Below are 16258 nucleotides of genomic sequence, written 5' to 3' on the forward strand. Positions count from 1 at the left end.
CCCGCCCGCGGAGGATCACAGCGAGCGCACCCGGCCGCGGAACCGCTCCAGGAACCGCCCGTTGGCCTCGTCGCCGCCGGGGGCGTTGCCGCTGCGCCAGACGGGCGGCTCGACACCGCGGGCGGCGAGCGCCTCGACGGTGGCGAGGGTGAGGCAGTTGAGCACGTAGGCGTTGGCGAACGTCGAGACCGCCGCGACCGGCTCCGCGGAGCCCGGCACCTCCACCACGGCGTCCCCGATCGGCACCTTGCAGTCGATCGCGACGTCGACCAGGTCGTGCAGGTTCGCCCCCGACGGGTGCCGCGCCGGGTGGTCGGGCGCGGTGCGCTCGGCGTGCTCGCGGGAGCTGATGCCGACCAGGCGCACGCCGCGCTCGCGGGCGGTGAGCGCGGCGTCGATCAGGGCCGCGTTGATCCCGTAGGCGTTGACGAGCACGAGCAGGTCGCCCTCGCCCAACCCGCGGTCGGTGATCACCACCCGTCCGTAGCCGGGGGTGCGCTCGATGGCCATCGACCGCAGCGCCCCGTTGGACAGCAGCGTGCCCTCGTCGAGGATCGCCGAGACGTGCATCAGCCCGCCTGCGCGGAAGAACACCTCCTGCGCGGCGAGGTTGGAGTGCCCGCCGGGGCCGAACACGTGCACGAGGCGGTCGGCCGCGATCTGGTCGGCGAGCAGGTCGGCGGCCGCCCGGATCGCCCCGGACTCCTCGGCGAGGATCCGTTCGAGCAACCCGTTGACGGTGTCCAGGTAGGTGCGGAACGTCGCGTCAGGCACGGGGGTCGGCCTCCGCATCGAGATAGAGGGTGACGGCCGGGTGCGTCCGCAGCGCGGTGGCCGGGTCGGCCGCGGAGACGGGCGCGTGCAGGGCCCGCTCCACCGCGTGCCGCTTCGCCGCCCCCGGCACCACGCAGAACAGCCGGCGCGCGTCCAGCAGCCGCGGGACCGTCAGCGTGACCGCATGCGTCGGCACGTCGTCGAAGGCGGGGAACTGGCCGTCGTCGACCTGCTGCTGCCGGCAGGTGCGGTCCAGCTCCACGATCTTGACGTCCTCGGGGTCGTCGAGATCGGCCACCGGCGGGTCGTTGAACGCGAGGTGCCCGTTCTGGCCGATGCCGAGGCAGACGATGTCGATCGGCGCCTCCGCCAGCAGCTTCGCGTAGCCGGCCACCTCCGCCTCGGGGTCGATCCGGTGCACCTGCGCGAACGGGAGCCGGGTGAAGACGGCACGGTCCAGCCAGTTCGCGAACCGCGCAGGCGAGTCGGCGGGCAGGCCCAGGTACTCGTCCATGTGGAACGCCGTGACCCGGGTCCAGTCGATCCCCGGCGCCGCGACCAACCGGTCGAGCATGTCGTTCTGGCTCGGTGCCGCGGCGAAGACCATCCGCACGGCGTCCTGCGCGGCGAGCCGGGCCCGCAGCTCGTCGGCGACGTCGGCGGCGGCCGCCGCGCCCATCGCCGCGCGGTCGCTGAAGGACCGCACCTCCGGCATGCCCGGCACTTCCTCGTTCACCGTTCTCCTTCCAGCTCCACCAGCATCAGCAGCGCCCGCGCGATGTGGAACGGGTCCTTCACCGGCAGCGCCACGGTCTTCTCCAGGGGTGCCCCGTCGCGGGTGCGGATCTGCGTCCACTCCCGCCCCCGCCCCTTCGGGAACGTCGCGAACACGTAGTCGTGCAGCCGTGCGTGGTGCTCCGGGGCGAGCAGCGCGGTGGCGTACAGCGCCTCGGCGTGCGGCCACCACAGCTTGGTGTCCCAGGTGTCCACCACCAGCGCCTCGTAGGGGTCGTCGGTGCGGGCGCCGGTCGGCGCGCCGCCGTCCCGGTCGACGTAGCGCAGCAGGCCGCCGTGGACGCCGTCCCACCCCAGCCCCAGCGCCCGGACGGCGATCCCGTGCAGGACCTGCGGGTCGGCGAGCGCCGACCCGGCCAGCAGGTCGCGGGCGTGGTGCAGGAACCAGGTCGCCTCCAGCACGTGGCCGGGGGTGCGGTGGCGCATGAGCAGCCCGTCGTGGTCCGAGGGCATCTCGGCCACGTCGTCGCCGCAGAGGTGGTGCTCCTCGATCTGCGCCGCGGCCCGCCGCACGACGTCCGCCGACGCCGCCGAGCCGGTGGCCCGGTGCACCTGCTCCCCGACGCCGACGAGGATCATCGGCAGGCCGAACGACCTGTGCCCGGCCGGCACGGGGTAGGGGTCGGAGCGGAAGCGCCCGGCGTCGATCGCCGCGGCGCAGCGCAGCAGCAGATCCTCGGCCTGCCCGCCCCAGCCCCCGTCCGGGTCCAGCCGCGCCACCCCGGCGAAGCCGAGCGCGGCGAACAGGTCGGCGTAGACGCTGGTGTGCGGCCCGGCCTCGGCGCCCGTGCGGTCGGTGACGAACGCGGTGGTGCCGTCGGGCAGCAGGGCGTGGTCGCGGACGAACCGCGCCGTCGCGACGGCCTGCTCGGCGTACCAGTCGGCATCGACGCCGAGGAGGTCGCCGGAGTGCGCGACGCGGGCGGTGAGCCAGGCCCAGCGGCCCTGCGACCAGGTGTACTTGTCGCTCGCGACGAGCCGGGTGCCCGCGTTGTCCCAGCAGGTGAGCACGCCGCCGTGCTCGTGGTCCGGCCCGTGGGCCGTCCACCAGGCCAGGACGTCGTCGACGAGGTGGTCGCGGTAGGTCACCGGGCAGGCTCCCCCTCGGCCACCGGCTCGTCCCGGGAGATCGCGTCGACCAGCTCGTCGGACTCGGCGTTGCGCCACGGCGCGACGAGCCCGATCACCACGAACACGATGATCGAGCAGACCACCGGGCCGCCGACCGACACGGCGGTGGCCTGGTCCGGGGCGAGCGCGTCGATCGCGTCGTCGAAGACGTAGCGGGTGAGCGCGAAGACCAGCAGGCCGACCGCCCACGACGAGATCGCCGCGACCGGCCCGCACCGCTTGAACGCCGGCAGCATGCCCAGCAGCATCGGGATCGCGATCGGTCCGACGAGGCCGCCGAACCACAGGATGATCAGGCCGAGCACGCCGCCGAAGCTGTCGGCGGTCAGGGCGATCACCATGCTCAGCGCGATGAAGGAGAACACGCTGATCCGGCCGATCAGGAGCTCGGCGCGGGTGTCGAGGGCACGGCCGCGCTTCCAGACCGCGGGCAGGATGTCGCGCGTCACGACCGAGGAGATCGCGTTGGCGACCGAGCCGGTCATCGCCATCGTGTGCGAGAACAGGCCGGCCAGCACGAGCCCGACGAGGCCCGCGGGCAGCAGCTGCTGCGTGAGCAGCGCGTAGGACTGCTCGGGGTCCTCCAGCCCGGGCAGCAGCACCGGCGCGGCCCACATCGGGAAGAACATCACCAGCGGCCAGACCAGGTAGAGCGCCGCGGAGAACAGGGCCGCGCGCCGGGCCGTGCTGCCGGTCGGGGAAGCGATGAACCGCTGCGCGAGGTTCCAGGTGCCGCCGTTGTAGGACAGCGTGTTGATCAGCAGGTAGACCATCACGAAGAGCACCGTGTACTGGCCGTTGAACGGCTCGGCGTTGCCCTCGGGGAGCCGGTCCCACAGGGTCCAGACCGTCGGGAGGCCGTCCAGCGCGGCGAGCACGGCGAAGAACATGACGACGCCCGCGACGAGCTGGATGAGGAACTGGCCCATGTCGGTCAGCGCGTCGGCCCACAGGCCACCGATCGTCGAGTAGACGAGCGTGACACCGCCGGTGAGCAGGATCCCGACGGCCAGCGGGACGCCCGCGAACACGTTGAGCAGCAGCGCGGTGGCCGTCCACTTGGCGCCGACGTCGAAGACCTTCAGCGCCGTGCCGCTCCACGCCAGCAGCTGCTGGGTGGGCACGCCGTAGCGGATCCGCAGGTACTCCAGCGGCGAGATGATGCCGAGGCGCTGCCGCAGCCGCGGCCACCGCGGCACGAACAGGAACGACCCGACCACCATGGCGAAGGTGATGCCGAGCGCCCACCAGACGTAGAGCACGAAGCCCTCGGTGTAGGCGATCGCGGCGTAACCGACGAAGACGGCCGAGCTGTAGCCGGACATGTGGTGCGAGATGCCCGAGAGCCACCACGGCATCCGCCCGCCGGCGGTGAAGAAGTCGCGCGAGTCGTGGATGCGGGCCTTGGCCCACAACCCGATCCCCACCATGACGACGAAGTAGGCGCCGACGACCAGCCAGTCGAGAAATCCCATGATTCCCTCCACCTCCCGCCCGAGCGGGCCCGATGGCGGGGGATGTTCGCGTGCAACCGGTTGCACGTCAAGCGTGCGCGGAGATCCGTTACCCGGCGGAAACCCGACGCCGCGCCCGTACAGTGCACCGCGTGGCTCGACGCGACGGGCGGCGCAAGCTGCCCACGATCAAGGTCGTCGCGGCGGCCGCGGGGGTGTCCACCTCCACGGTCTCGCGCGTGTTCTCCCGGCCCCACCTGCTGCGGGAGAGCACCGTCGCGCACGTCACCGAGGTGGCCACCCGGCTCGGTTACGTGCCGCACCACGCGGCGCGCGCGCTGAGCACCGGCCGGCTCGGGATGATCGCCGTCGTGGTCCCCGACATCGCGAACCCGTTCTTCCCGCCGGTGATCCGCGCCGCCCAGGCCCGCGCGTCGGCAGGCGGTGCCAGCACCGTGCTGGGCGACACCGACGAGGACCCGGCCAAGGAGCTCGACCTGCTCGTGAAGCTCCAGCAGCGCACCGACGGCGTCGTCCTGGTCTCCTCGCGCCTGCCCGAGGACGTCGTGCGCGAGCGCGGGCGGCAGGGGCCGCTGGTCCTGGTGAACCGCGACGTCGCGGACGTGCCGCGGGTGCTGGTCGACTCCGCGCCGGGGATGCGGGAGGCCGTCGACCACCTGGCCGCCCTCGGCCACCGGCACCTCGCCTACGTCAGCGGGCCGACCACGTCCTGGTCGGACGAGCAGCGCCGGCGCGCGGTGGGGGAGCGGGCCGCGGCCCTCGGCGTCGCGGTCAGCGTGCTGCGCGCCCACCGGCCCGACCACGAGGAGGGCCGGGCCGCGGCGGGGGAGGTACTGGACGCCGGCGCCACCGCCGCCGTCGCCTTCGACGACGCGCTGGCCCAGGGGGTGCTGGCCGGGCTGGCCGAGCGCGGCGTCGCCGTCCCGGGCGAGGTCTCGGTGATCGGGTGCGACGACATCCTCGCGGCCACGACCTACCCGCCGCTGACCACCGTCCGGGGCCGCGGCGCGGAGGCCGGGCGCCTCGCCGTCGAGCTGCTGCTGGAGCTGGTCGACGACCCCGACGCCGGCCGGGACCACCGCCGGCTCCTGCCCTCGTCGCTGACCTGCCGGGCGACCACGGCCGCCCCGCCCTCGTCAGGAACACGTCGATTCGACCCGAGAGGGGCCTCGTGAGCGAGAACCGGTTCGACGCCGTGGTGGTGGGTGCCGGGATCAACGGCATGGCCGCGGCCGCGCACCTCGCACAGGCGGGCTGGTCCGTGGCCCTGGTGGACCAGCACGAGCGGGTCGGCGGGTTCGTCGCCGCCGGGGAACGCACGGTGCCGGGGTACCTCCACGACACCTACTCGTCGTGGCACCCGCTGTTCGTCACCGGCCCGGTGTACGCCGAGCTGGGTGCGGACCTGCACCGCCACGGCCTGGAGTACGCCGACGCCGACGGGGCGCTGACGGCGACGGTGAGCGACGACGGGGCCGTCACCACCGCTTTCCGCGACGTCGAGCAGACGGTGGCGGGCTTCCGCGAGCCTGCGGACCGCGACGCCTACCGCGCGGCGCTGCGCCGGTTCGACGCGCACGCCGGCCGGATCGGCGGGCTGCTTGGCAGCGAGCTGCGCTCGCGCGAGGTCCTCGGTCCGCTGTGGGGGCTGGCGCGGGCGGGCGGCCGGGGTGAGCTGGAGGCCTACGCCCGGGAGGTCGCGACGAGCGGGCGGGCGTGGCTGCGCACCCGCTTCCGCGGCCCGGAGGCCGACCGGCTCTGGGCGCCATGGCTGCTGCACGCGGGGCTCGCGCCGGACAGCGCGTCCGGCGGGCTCATGGTGCCGGTCCTCGCGGCGACCCTGCACGGTGCGGGCCTGCCTGTCGTCGTCGGCGGGGCGGGGAACTTCGTGGCCGCGTGGGAGCGGCTGCTGGCCGAGCGGGGCGTGGCCGTCCACACCGGGCGCCGGGTCGAACGGGTGCTGCTGCGCGACGGTGCCGCCGCCGGGGTCGCGGGGGAGGGCTTCAGCCTGACGGCCGAGCGTGCGGTGCTGGCGTCGGTGACCCCGACCGCGCTGTACGGGTCGCTGCTGCCCGCGGCGCCGTGCCTGCCGCCGTCACGGACGAGGCGGCGCGCTTCCGGCCGGGTCGGGCGGCGATGCAGCTGCACGTCGCGCTGTCCGGGCCGGTGCCGTGGCGCGATCCGGCCCTGGCCGCGGTGCCGCTCGTGCACCTGTCCGACGGGTCGGGGTCCACGGCGATCGCCTGCGCCGAGGCGGAGGCCGGGCTGCTGCCGCGCCGCCCGACCGTGGTCGTGGGGCAGCAGCACGTCCTGGACCCCTCGCGCGTGCCGGCCGGGGCGGGCGCCTTGTGGTTGCAGCTGCAGGAGGTGCCGTTCGCTCCCGCGGGCGACGCGGCGGGCGAGCTGGACCCGGCGGGGGGCTGGGACGCCACGTTGGCCCGCGGCTACGCCGACCGCGTGCTGGACCGGCTCGGGGCGCACGCCCCGGGCCTGCGCGAGCTGGTGGTCGGGCTCGATGTGATCACCCCGGCCGACCTCGCCGCCCACAACCCCAACGCGCTCGCGGGCGACCCGTACGGCGGCTCGGCCGAGCTGGACCAGAACTTCCTCTGGCGCCCGCTCCTCGCCGCCTCCGGCCACGCGACGCCCGTGCCGCGGCTGTGGCACATCGGCGCGTCCACGCATCCCGGCCCGGGCCTTGCGGGAGCGTCGGGCCACCTCGTCGCGCGCCGGCTCCTGGCCCCGACTCCCCGCGAGCGGCTGCGCAGGCGCGCTCCCCGGTGAGGCCAGGGGACGGGTGCGCCGGTGTTCCGCTCACCCGGGCGTGACGGGTGCCTGCCACAGCCCGACGATCGCGTCGATCAGCCCGGTGGCGGCGTCGTGCCAGCTGGCCCGGGGGGTGGCGGTGCCCTCGGCGAGGGCGCGTTCGCGCTCGGCGAGCATGTGCACCATCAGCTGGCGGGCCATGTCGCCGCGTTCGCGCCGGACCTCGGGCGGCATGTCGGGCAGGCACCGGTCGAGCCCGTCGACGATCTGCTGCAGCGACGGCGAGCTGAGCGACTCCTCGACCATGATCTCGCGCAGCACGGGGTCGGTCATGGTCTGAGCGCCGAAGCGGGCGAACCAGGTGGGCCCGTCGGTCTCGGCCAGGTGCTCGGTGGACGGGCGGACCAGGCAGGCCACCCACTCCCGCACGTCCGCGGGGTCGCGGATCGCGGCCAGCCGTTGCACGCGCAGCCGCTCGATCTGCGCGGCGTGCTTGCGGGCGATCGCGCGCACCAGGTCGAGCTTGGTGCCCACGTGGTAGCCGACGGCGGCGTTGTTGCCCTGGCCCGCGGCCTCGCTGACCTGCCGGTTGGACACCGCGAACACCCCGTGCTCGGCGTAGAGCCGTTCCGCGGTGGTGAGGATCAGCTCCCGGGTGGCGCTGCCCCGACCCGCCCGCGCGTCCCTGGCCTCGTCGGCACGGCGGTGCACCACGGCGTCCTCCACGGCATCGGTACTGGTGGTGCGAACAGCCAACCGCCGGAGCCCGGATCAGTCAAGCGACTGCTTCAAACGCTCCTCAGCGGCGCCGGAGCAGGATCGCCCCGCCCTGCCCGCCGCCGCCGCAGATCGCGGCGACGCCGAGCTCGGCGCCGCGGCGGCGCATCTCGTGGGCGAGGGTCAGCACCAGCCGGAAACCGGACGCGCCCAGCGGGTGCCCGAGCGCGATCGCGCCGCCGTTGACGTTGACGCGGTCGTGGTCGAGCTCCAGGTCCCGCTCGGTCGCGAGCACGACCGCGGCGAACGCCTCGTTGATCTCCCACAGGTCGACGTCGCGCGGGGTGAGGCCGTGCCGCTTCAGCAGCTCGCGAGCGGCGTGGGCCGGCTTGAGGTGCAGGGTCGGGTCCGGTCCCGCGACGGCGACGTGCCCGACGATCTCGGCCAGCGGCTCGACCCCGAGCGCCGACGCGTGGGCGCCGGTGGTGACGATCCCCGCCGAGCCGGCATCCGACATCTGCGACGAGTTGCCGGCGGTGAGCGTGCCGCCCTCGACGAAGGCCGGGCGCAGGCGCGCCAGCCGTTCGGCGGTGCTGTCGGCCCGGATGCCCTCGTCGGTGTCGAGCCCGCCGACGGCGACGATCTCCTCGGCGAGCCGCCCCCCGGCGGTGGCCGCGGCGGCCCGCTGGTGGCTGGCGAGGGCGAGCGCGTCCTGGTCGGCGCGGGCGAGGCCCAGCTCGGCCGTGGCGGCGTCGGACATCTCGCCCATGCCCTGCTCGCTGAGCGCGCACCACAGGCCGTCGCGGACGAGCAGGTCGACCATCGCGCCGTCGCCGGTGCGCGCTGCCTCCCGCACCTGCACGCCGTGCAGCGCGCGGCTCATCGACTCGAAGCCGCCCACCAGGGCGGTGTCGGACTCGCCGGTGCGGACCAGGGTGGCGGCCATGCCCGCCGCGGTCATGCTCGCCAGGCAGACGTTGTTGAGCGTGATGCCGGGAACGGTGGTGGGCACGCCACCGCGGGTGGCCGCGACGCGCGCCGGGTTCTGCCCGTTGCCGGCCTGCACGACGTTGCCGAGCAGGATCTGGTCGGGCACCGCGCCGCCGGCCCGCTCGAGCGCGGCGCGCACGGCCGCGGCGCCGAGCTCGACGGCGTCGACGCCGCGCAACGCGCCCCCGAAGCGGCCGACGGGCGTGCGTGCCGCGCTGAGCAGGACAGGGGTGCGGGATCGGAGGTCGTCGGGCACGGCCGCGACCCTTCCAGCCCGGCGCGGCCGCCGTCCAGCGCGGTCCCGGGCGACGTGCGCCGTCTCACCGGGCGCGGCGCAGGGCCGCCGCACCGGCCGCGACCAGGACGAGCGGCACCGCGGCGGCGCCGGGCAGCCCGTGCTCGGACACGAGCCCGTCGAGCCCGGTCTCGGCCACCGCGAACAGCCCCACCGCGCAGGCGAGCGTCCCGGCGAGCACCGCCGGCGTCCGCACCGCACCGCGCACCAGGGAGGCCGGGGGCCGCTCGAACCGGCGGAACAGCGCGACGAGGCCGACGCAGGCCAGCGCGCACGCGACCAGCCAGCCGGCCAGCGCCGGGAACCACAGCACGGTGTCGGCGGCCGGCAGCCGCGCACCGACCGCCAGCAGCACGCCCTGCACCAGGTAGCAGGCGGTGAGGTGCCAGCAGAACACCGTCATGATCACCGAGCTGCCGGTCGCCACGGCGAACCACGCCCTCGGCCGGTTCGCCAGAGCGGTGCCCGCCCCCCGCAGGAGCAGCGCGGTGCCGACCAGGAAGAGGCCCTGCGCGAGCAGCGCGAGGTTGGGCGGCGCCGAGTTCGACGCCTCGTTACCGGGCAGCCCGACCATCAGCACCGGGTACGCCGGGGTGCCGAAGACCAGCAGCACCGCGCCGGCCAGACCACCACCGGCGAGCAGCCCGGCCAGCCGGCGACCGCCGCGCTGCAGCGTTCCGTCGGCGTAGCCGTAGCCCAGCTGGTGCACCGCCAACCAGACCAGCAGCATGTTCACCTGGCCGATCTGGGGCACTCCCGAGGTCAGGGCGACCGCGTCGACGGTCGCGACGGCGAGCGCGAGGGCCCCCAGCACGGGCCACAGCCCGAACCGACGGTGCAGGCGCATCATCGCCGGCGCCGCGAGCACGATCACCAGGTACACGCCGAGGAACCACAGCGGCACCGTGATCCGCTGCAGGCCGATGGCGAACGGCCCGGCGGTGTAGCCCGTGGCGTGCATCAGCACCGCCAGCACCGTCCACACCGCCAGCAGGACCAGCGCAGGCGCCAGCAGCCGGGCCGAGCGGGCCCGGACGAAGTCGGCGGTGCGCGGCCCGTGGCGCAGCGCCCGGGCGTGCGCGAACCCCCCGACGAAGAAGAACAGCGCCATCACCTGCCACAGCCATGTCGACAGCATCAGCGGCAGCGAGGTGCTGACCGAACCGGCGCCGTGCAGCGTGAGCAACGCGACCACCCAGTGCCCGAGCACGACCATGCCGATCGAGAACAGCCGCAGCAGGTCCGCGTACCGGTCCCGGTCGAGCGGGGTGGCGGCGGCGACCCGTGCCGCGCTCGGCGGGGCCGTCGGTGCGTTCGTCGTCATGACGAGGAGGCTCCCGGACCACGGCCGTCCGGGGATCCGCGAGACTACGCACGGCCCCCCGCGGCGGCCGTGCGCCACCCCGGGCGGTAGTGCTCGCGCGCCGTGGCCGCGTAGGGCGCGGGGCTCACCACGGCCCGCACCGCGAGCTGCTCGTGGGGCTGCACCGTGGTCTTGCGGCTCCCGCCGTCGGGCTCGCCCCAGATCACCCGGACCTCGGCGCCGAGCGGGACGTCGGGGTTCAGTGTCGCGAGCGAGAGCGCCTTGCGCTCGTTGGCGCTGTAGCCGGTGAACAGCGACAGCCCGACGACGTCGCCGTCGGCGTCGACCACGGAGTCGAAGTTGGACGAGCCGTAGTTGGCGTTGGGCAGGTCGAAGAACTGGTAGCCCGGCCCGTCCGGGTCGACGGGGGAGGCGAGCAGCTTCGCGACGTCCTCGGCGTTCCAGGCCAGCGTCACCTTGCGCCGCTGGCTCGCCGCGTCGATGCCCGCCAGCGCGTCGCGGCCCACGAAGTCGTGGTCGAACTTGACGAAGGACCCGTAGCCCAGCTCCCACGGGTTGAGGTAGTAGTCCTCGATGCGGTCCGACACGAAGCTGCCGGCCAGGGCGTTGGTGGCCTCGTAGCCGTTCGGCGGCAACCACTCCCGGTAGGAGCGCAGCTCCTCGCCGGTGTAGACGGCCGGCAGCGGCGAGGGGATCCAGCCCGACTCGAGCGTGTTGCAGGAGTAGGCGCGTGCACCGGCGGGTTCGAGGCCGAACTCGCGGCCGGCCTCGAGGATCGCGTCGCGCACCTCGTCGTAGGTCGCGTACGGGCCCCAGATCTCCAGGCCGGGCGCGCCCGCCATCCCGTGGCGCAGCGTGCGGACCTGCTGGCCGGCCACCGTCATACGGCCCATCGTGAAGAACCCGACCCGCTCGACGGGCCCGCCGTTGACCTTCTCGATGACCTCCCAGGCCCGCGGACCCTGGATCTGGAAGCGCCAGACGTCGCGGGTGACCGGCTTGCCGTACGGGCGCGAGGGCGAGCGCTGGTCCTGGCGGATCTCCACGTCGTAGCCCTGGCTCGCCCGGAACGTCAGCCAGTTGGCCACCGGCGCGCGCCCGACGAAGACGAACTCCTCCTCCGCGAGCCGGAACAGGATCCCGTCACCGATGACCCCACCACCCGGTGCGACCGGCACGAACTGCTTGGCGGTGTCCACCGGGAACCTCGCGAAGCTGTTGACCGCGGTGTCGGAGAGCAGCTGCAGCGCGCCCGGGCCCGACACCCAGAGGTTGACCATGTGGTGGGTCTGGTCGAACAGCACCGCGGTCTCGCGCCAGGCGATCACCTCGCGGCGGAAGTTGGTGAACTCGGCCGGGACGACGGGGTAGACGTAGGCGCCGAGCTGGGAGTTGCGGAGCAGCGACACGGTGTCGCCCGCCCGGTCCAGCACGTCCTGCAGGTTCTTCGCGCTCATGTGCACCCGTTCCGGTTCGCCGTGCCCGCGCCCCTCGGCAGCCACTCCCGGCGCCAAGCTACGCACGGCGGCGCCGGAGCGGACACCGTGCAATGGCGTGACCGGCCCGGCCGGCGGGGCAGGGGAGGCCGCGTCGTTTGACGTAGCCCCGCGGGCGTGCGCCTCGGCTACGTCATCCGTCGCGGGCGCGGGATGCCGACCGTCGTCCCCGCGACCGTCATCCGTGCGATGGCCGGTGTCGACGGCGCGGTCTAGCGTCGGCCGTCGGGACCGGTCGGCACGGACGCCGCGACCAGGGAGTGCCAGATGAGCAGTGCGACATGACCGGCGCAGACCGCGTGGGCCCCCGGGCCACCTACGTGTTCGACGGAGCCGCCAGCCGCCTCGGCTACCGGATGAACAAGCTGTTCATGAGCCTGCGCCACGCCCCGGCGCGGGAGGAGTTCCGGGCCGACGAGGCCGCCTACTGCGACCGCTTCGGGTTGTCGGAGCCGCAGAAGCGGGCAGTGCTGGACCGCGACTGGCAGGCGATGCTCGAGCTGGGCGGCAGCATCTTCTACGTCTACAAGCTGGCGATGGTGGACGGGCGGTCCATGCAGTACCTCGGTGGCGTGTTCACCGGCATGAGCGAGCAGGAGTTCGTGGCCGCGATGCGGGCGGGAGGGCGCACGGATGGCTGAGGTGATCTGGGGCCTGGCGACCTCGCACGTCCCGTCGATCGGGGCGGCGATGGACCGCGGGAAGACCGAGGACCCGTACTGGAAGCCGTTGTTCGACGGGTACCGCCCGGCCCGCGAGTGGCTCGCGCGGCACCCGCCCGACGTTGCGGTCCTGGTCTACAACGACCACGCCAACGGCATCGACCTCGACGTCGTGCCGACCTTCGCCCTCGGCACGGCGGAGAGCTACCGCGTGGCCGACGAGGGGTTCGGGCGGCGCCCGGTGCCCGACGTCGTCGGCGCCCCGGAGCTGTCGCAGCACCTGCTCGAGAGCCTGGTGGACGACGGCTTCGACCTCACCGCCTTCCAGGAGCTCGACGTGGACCACGGGTTCACCGTGCCGCTGTCGGTCTGGACCCCGGAACCCGGCGACGCCTGGCCCTGCCCGGTCGTGCCGCTGCTGGTCAACGTGATCCAGTACCCGCAGCCGACCGCGGCCCGCTGCTACGCGCTCGGGCAGGCGCTCGGCCGCGCGATCGCGCGCTTCGACGGCGCGGGCACCGTCGGGATCCTCGGCACGGGCGGGATGTCGCACCAGCTCGCCGGGGCCCGCGCCGGGTTCATCAACTCGACCTTCGACCACATGTTCCTCGACGCGATCCAGCACGACCCCGCCGCGCTCACCGCGCTGAGCCGGGAGGACTACATCCGCGAGGCCGGGGCCGAGGGCATCGAGCTGATCATGTGGCTGGTGATGCGCGGCGCGATGAACGCGCGGATCCGCAAGGTGCACTCCACCTACCACGTGCCCGCCTCCAACACCGCCGCCGCGCTGGCGCTGTTCGACAATCGTCCCGCGTGACCACCTTCGTCCTCGTCCACGGTGCCTGGCACGGCGGCTGGTGCTGGGACCGCGTCGCGCCGCTGCTGCGCGGCGCGGGCCACGAGGTCCACGCGCCGACCCTCACCGGTCTGTCGGAGCGCGCGCACCTGCTGTCCCCGTCGGTCGGGCTGGACACCCACACCGAGGACGTCGTGCGGCTGCTCGACGTCCTCGACCTGCGTGACGTCGTGCTGGTCGGGCACAGCTACGCGGGGCAGATCGTCACGGCCGTTGCCGACCGGCGCCCGGAGCGCATCGCCCGGCGGGTGCACCTGGACGCGTTCGTCGGGTCCGACGGCGAGGCGGCGCGCGACCTGCTGCCCGAGACGGTGGCGCAGCACTGGGCGGAGTCGGCGGCGGAGGCCGGTTTCGGCTGGCTCGTGCCGGTCCGCAGGCTCTCGGTCCTCGGCGTCACCGACCAGGCCGACGTCGACTGGCTGACCCCGAGGCTCACCCCGCACCCCTGGAAGACCTACACCGACGCGCTGGACCTGACCGGCGCGGTGGACGCGGTGCCCGCCGCCTTCGTCGAGTGCGTCTCCTGGATGCGGGTCTTCCGGGCGCAGGCCGAGCGCGCCCGGGAGCGCGGGTGGCCGGTGCACGAGCTCGACACCGGGCACGAGGCGATGGTGACGGCGCCGCGGGCGCTGGCCGAGGTGCTGCTCGAGATCGCGCGACCACCGGTCACGGGAAGGAACGGGATCCCCGGCCGGGGATCGCGCGGATGACCGGATCTCCGCGCTGGGGCGATCAGGGTCGCGGGGGCGGCTTCCGGTCGGGCTGCTCGGCCAGTTGCTTGATCCGCAGCAGGCGGCTCTCCCACGACCGGCCGATCCGGTCCAGCTCGCGGGCGAGCGAGCTCAGCCGGGCGCCGACGGCGAGGTGGACGACCTCCCGCCCGCGCTGCTCCGGCTCGACGAGCCCGACCTCACGCAGCACCTCGAGGTGCTTGCCGATCGCCTGCCTGCTCACCGGGAGGACCCGGGCCAGGGCGGAGGCGGACATCGGGCCCTGCCCGAGCCGCGTGAGGATCTCCCAGCGGGTCGGGTCTCCCAGCGCGGCGCACATGGTCGGCAGGTCCGGAACGCTCATGACCGCGTGTCTGCGCGCGCCGCCCCGGACTCGGCGAACGCCTTCGCGACGGCCAGCTCCTCGGTCCAGCCGCGGTCGTTGCCCTCGCGCTCCTTCAGCCAGGTGGCCGGGTCCTCGGAGAGGGTGGAGAACCCGCTCTCCACGACGCGCAGCGTCACCCCGCCGCCGGCGCGCTCGTCGATCCAGAACTCGACGAGCGTCCCCTCGGAGACGGCGCGTGACGGTGTGCTCAGCCAGCGGAACGCGGCGTAGCGCGGCTTGTCCAGCTGCACCGTCCGGAACCGGAACTTTCCGTGCGACGCGAGCGTCACGACCGCGACGTCGCCCTCGTACCGCAGGTCGGGCTCGGCCTCGGCGGTGCCGTCGTTGACGTACCAGCCGGGCCGCGCGATGAGCTCCCACACCCGGTCGGCCGGCGCGTCGATGTCGATCTGGCGAGCGATGCTGTCGAGGTCGGCCAGCTCCGCCTCGGTGTACGTGGTCTCGTCCATGGTGTCCCTCCAGCAGGTCGGCGTGCAACGACACGATTGCACATAGCCTCCTCTGAATGCAACTGTCGAGTTGCAGTCGGGCGCGATCGCGCGCGCCACCTCCGCCCGATCGGGCTGTTCCGGCACCTCGACCGGGCGACCCGCCCGGCGTGTCGCCTTCCTGCTGCGCACGATGCGGTCGGGCGAGAGAGGTGACGAATGGGGCGTGACGGGAGACGCGGAGGTCGCCGGGGCCTGCGGCTGCGTGATCAACTGCTCCTCGCCGGTGCGCTCGTCCTGGTGCTCGTGCTGCTCGTCGGCCAGCAGCTCCCGGCCCCGTCGGCGACCGCCGAACCGGACGCCGCGGAGTCGGACGTGGCTGTCGACCCCGTCCAGGCGCACGTCGACAGGGCGGGCGCGCGCCTCGCGCGGTGGATGCGGCCGCTCGCGCCGGGCGAGCGACCCCCGCAGTTCGTGCTGTTCTCCTTCGACGGCGCCGGGTCGCACCGGCACTGGCAGCGGATGCTGGCCGTGGCGGCGCAGGCGGAGGCGCGGTTCACCGGCTTCCTGTCGGGCGTCTACCTCGTGCCCGACGACGAGCGCACCCGCTACCGCCCACCGGGTCACGCCCCCGGACGGTCGGCGATCGGCTTCGGCGGGTCCCGGCAGGAGGTCGACGTGCTGATCGCCGACCTCATGGAGGCCCGCAGGCGGGGCCACGAGATCGGCACCCACTACAACGGGCACTTCTGCGCCGGGGACGCCCCGGGCGTCGGCGACTGGTCGCGCGCGATGTGGGCGTCGGAGCTGGAGCAGTTCTCCGCGTTCGTGGACGCGGCGCGGGAGCGCGGGCTCGAGCTGGACCCGGTGCGGGGCGGGCGCACGCCGTGCCTGGAGGGGCGGTGGTCGCAGGCGTACCCGGCGATGCGCGAGCACGGGCTGACCTACGACGCCAGCCGCCCGACCGACGGCATCGTCTGGCCCACGACCTCGCACGGGATGCGGGTGTACTGGATGCCCTCGGTCGAGGTGGCGGCGCTGGGGGAGCAGGTGCTGCTGATGGACTACAACCTCTGGCTCGCCCTCAACGGCGGCCGTGACGAGCCGGAGCGGGCAGCGGAGTTCGGCGAGGTGGCGCTGGCGGCCTACCGCGACGCCTACCGGGCCGCCCTGGACGGCAACCGGGCGCCCCTCGTGCTCGGCAACCACTTCAACAACTGGTCGGGCGGCGGGTTCTCGGACGCGATCGCGCGGTTCATGGCCGAGGTGTGCGTGCTGCCCGAGACGGTCTGCGCGACGCACTCCGACGTGAGCGCCTGGATCGACATGCAGGACCCGGCCGTCCTCGACGCCTGGCGGAGCAGGCCCCCGTCGGGGCTGAGGTGAGCGGCGAGCCGGCGCCGCACCGCTTGACAGGACCCGGGTCCGAT

Annotated in this window: 16 protein-coding genes and 1 pseudogene; 7 read left to right on the forward strand and 10 right to left on the reverse strand. The window is 74.3% G+C overall.

What is annotated here, in order from left to right; all coding sequences use genetic code 11:
* Positions 1-15: 15 nt before the first annotated feature.
* The 4 genes from FB558_RS37585 to FB558_RS37600 are packed head-to-tail and all read right to left on the reverse strand — an operon-like array spanning position 16 to position 4175.
* A complete protein-coding gene (locus tag FB558_RS37585) occupies positions 16-774 on the reverse strand; it encodes a sugar isomerase domain-containing protein (RefSeq protein WP_211367120.1) in 759 nt (252 codons plus the stop codon).
* Entirely contained in the window at positions 767-1510 is a 744-nt protein-coding gene (locus FB558_RS37590; protein WP_211367121.1) for a 6-phosphogluconolactonase, read from the reverse strand. The genes FB558_RS37585 and FB558_RS37590 overlap by 8 nt, the downstream gene beginning before the upstream one ends.
* Positions 1507-2658 carry an AGE family epimerase/isomerase gene (locus FB558_RS37595; protein ID WP_142062597.1) on the reverse strand — a complete coding sequence of 384 codons (1152 nt, stop codon included), beginning with the start codon at positions 2656-2658 and terminating at the stop codon, positions 1507-1509. The genes FB558_RS37590 and FB558_RS37595 overlap by 4 nt, the downstream gene beginning before the upstream one ends.
* Entirely contained in the window at positions 2655-4175 is a 1521-nt protein-coding gene (locus FB558_RS37600) for a sodium:solute symporter family protein (RefSeq protein WP_142062601.1), read from the reverse strand. Before FB558_RS37600 ends, FB558_RS37595 begins: the two co-directional genes overlap by 4 nt.
* Before the next feature lie 131 nt (positions 4176-4306).
* Between FB558_RS37600 and FB558_RS37605 the strand changes: the two genes are divergently transcribed.
* The 3 genes and pseudogenes from FB558_RS37605 to FB558_RS44990 all read left to right on the forward strand — a co-directional run bounded on the left by FB558_RS37605 (position 4307) and on the right by FB558_RS44990 (position 6959).
* Positions 4307-5350, forward strand: coding sequence for a LacI family DNA-binding transcriptional regulator (locus FB558_RS37605; RefSeq protein WP_211367122.1), 1044 nt, complete (start codon positions 4307-4309; stop codon positions 5348-5350).
* A 47-nt stretch (positions 5351-5397) separates the two neighbouring features.
* Positions 5398-6156, forward strand: a pseudogene (locus FB558_RS44985) (phytoene desaturase family protein); the annotation flags it as partial.
* Between the two features lie 101 nt (positions 6157-6257).
* Positions 6258-6959 (forward strand): phytoene desaturase family protein, encoded by a 702-nt coding sequence (locus FB558_RS44990; protein WP_246107086.1) that lies wholly within the window; start codon positions 6258-6260, stop codon positions 6957-6959.
* Positions 6960-6989: 30 nt separating this feature from the next.
* On the opposite strand, the gene FB558_RS37615 is transcribed toward FB558_RS44990, so the two are convergent.
* The 4 genes from FB558_RS37615 to ligM form a co-directional block, all read right to left on the reverse strand.
* Complete coding sequence (locus tag FB558_RS37615; RefSeq protein WP_246107051.1) at positions 6990-7655, reverse strand: TetR/AcrR family transcriptional regulator; 666 nt, start codon at positions 7653-7655, stop codon at positions 6990-6992.
* Between the two features lie 85 nt (positions 7656-7740).
* Positions 7741-8904, reverse strand: coding sequence for an acetyl-CoA C-acyltransferase (locus FB558_RS37620; RefSeq protein WP_142062606.1), 1164 nt, complete (start codon positions 8902-8904; stop codon positions 7741-7743).
* Between the two features lie 64 nt (positions 8905-8968).
* The gene (locus FB558_RS37625) at positions 8969-10267 is read right to left on the reverse strand and encodes an acyltransferase family protein (protein WP_142062609.1); all 1299 of its coding nucleotides are present in this window, start codon (positions 10265-10267) and stop codon (positions 8969-8971) included.
* A 44-nt stretch (positions 10268-10311) separates the two neighbouring features.
* Positions 10312-11724, reverse strand: coding sequence for a vanillate/3-O-methylgallate O-demethylase (ligM, locus tag FB558_RS37630; protein ID WP_142062611.1), 1413 nt, complete (start codon positions 11722-11724; stop codon positions 10312-10314).
* A 320-nt stretch (positions 11725-12044) separates the two neighbouring features.
* On the opposite strand from ligM, the gene FB558_RS37635 reads away from it, so the two are divergent.
* The 3 genes from FB558_RS37635 to FB558_RS37645 are packed head-to-tail and all read left to right on the forward strand — an operon-like array spanning position 12045 to position 13994.
* The gene (locus FB558_RS37635) at positions 12045-12404 is read left to right on the forward strand and encodes a protocatechuate 3,4-dioxygenase (protein ID WP_142062614.1); all 360 of its coding nucleotides are present in this window, start codon (positions 12045-12047) and stop codon (positions 12402-12404) included.
* Positions 12397-13245 carry a class III extradiol dioxygenase subunit beta gene (locus FB558_RS37640; RefSeq protein WP_142062617.1) on the forward strand — a complete coding sequence of 283 codons (849 nt, stop codon included), beginning with the start codon at positions 12397-12399 and terminating at the stop codon, positions 13243-13245. Before FB558_RS37635 ends, FB558_RS37640 begins: the two co-directional genes overlap by 8 nt.
* A complete protein-coding gene (locus tag FB558_RS37645) occupies positions 13242-13994 on the forward strand; it encodes an alpha/beta fold hydrolase (RefSeq protein WP_142062620.1) in 753 nt (250 codons plus the stop codon). The genes FB558_RS37640 and FB558_RS37645 overlap by 4 nt, the downstream gene beginning before the upstream one ends.
* Positions 13995-14016: 22 nt before the next feature.
* Here FB558_RS37645 and FB558_RS37650 read toward each other — a convergent pair whose 3' ends face one another.
* Positions 14017-14358 (reverse strand): ArsR/SmtB family transcription factor, encoded by a 342-nt coding sequence (locus FB558_RS37650; protein WP_142062623.1) that lies wholly within the window; start codon positions 14356-14358, stop codon positions 14017-14019.
* Positions 14355-14849 carry an SRPBCC family protein gene (locus FB558_RS37655; RefSeq protein WP_142062626.1) on the reverse strand — a complete coding sequence of 165 codons (495 nt, stop codon included), beginning with the start codon at positions 14847-14849 and terminating at the stop codon, positions 14355-14357. The genes FB558_RS37650 and FB558_RS37655 overlap by 4 nt, the downstream gene beginning before the upstream one ends.
* Positions 14850-15047: 198 nt before the next feature.
* On the opposite strand from FB558_RS37655, the gene FB558_RS37660 reads away from it, so the two are divergent.
* Positions 15048-16214, forward strand: coding sequence for a polysaccharide deacetylase family protein (locus FB558_RS37660; RefSeq protein WP_142062629.1), 1167 nt, complete (start codon positions 15048-15050; stop codon positions 16212-16214).
* The last annotated feature ends 44 nt before the right edge of the window (positions 16215-16258 follow it).

Origin of the sequence: Pseudonocardia kunmingensis, from assembly GCF_006716445.1 — a bacterium.
Taxonomy (GTDB): Bacteria; Actinomycetota; Actinomycetes; order Mycobacteriales; family Pseudonocardiaceae; genus Pseudonocardia; species Pseudonocardia kunmingensis.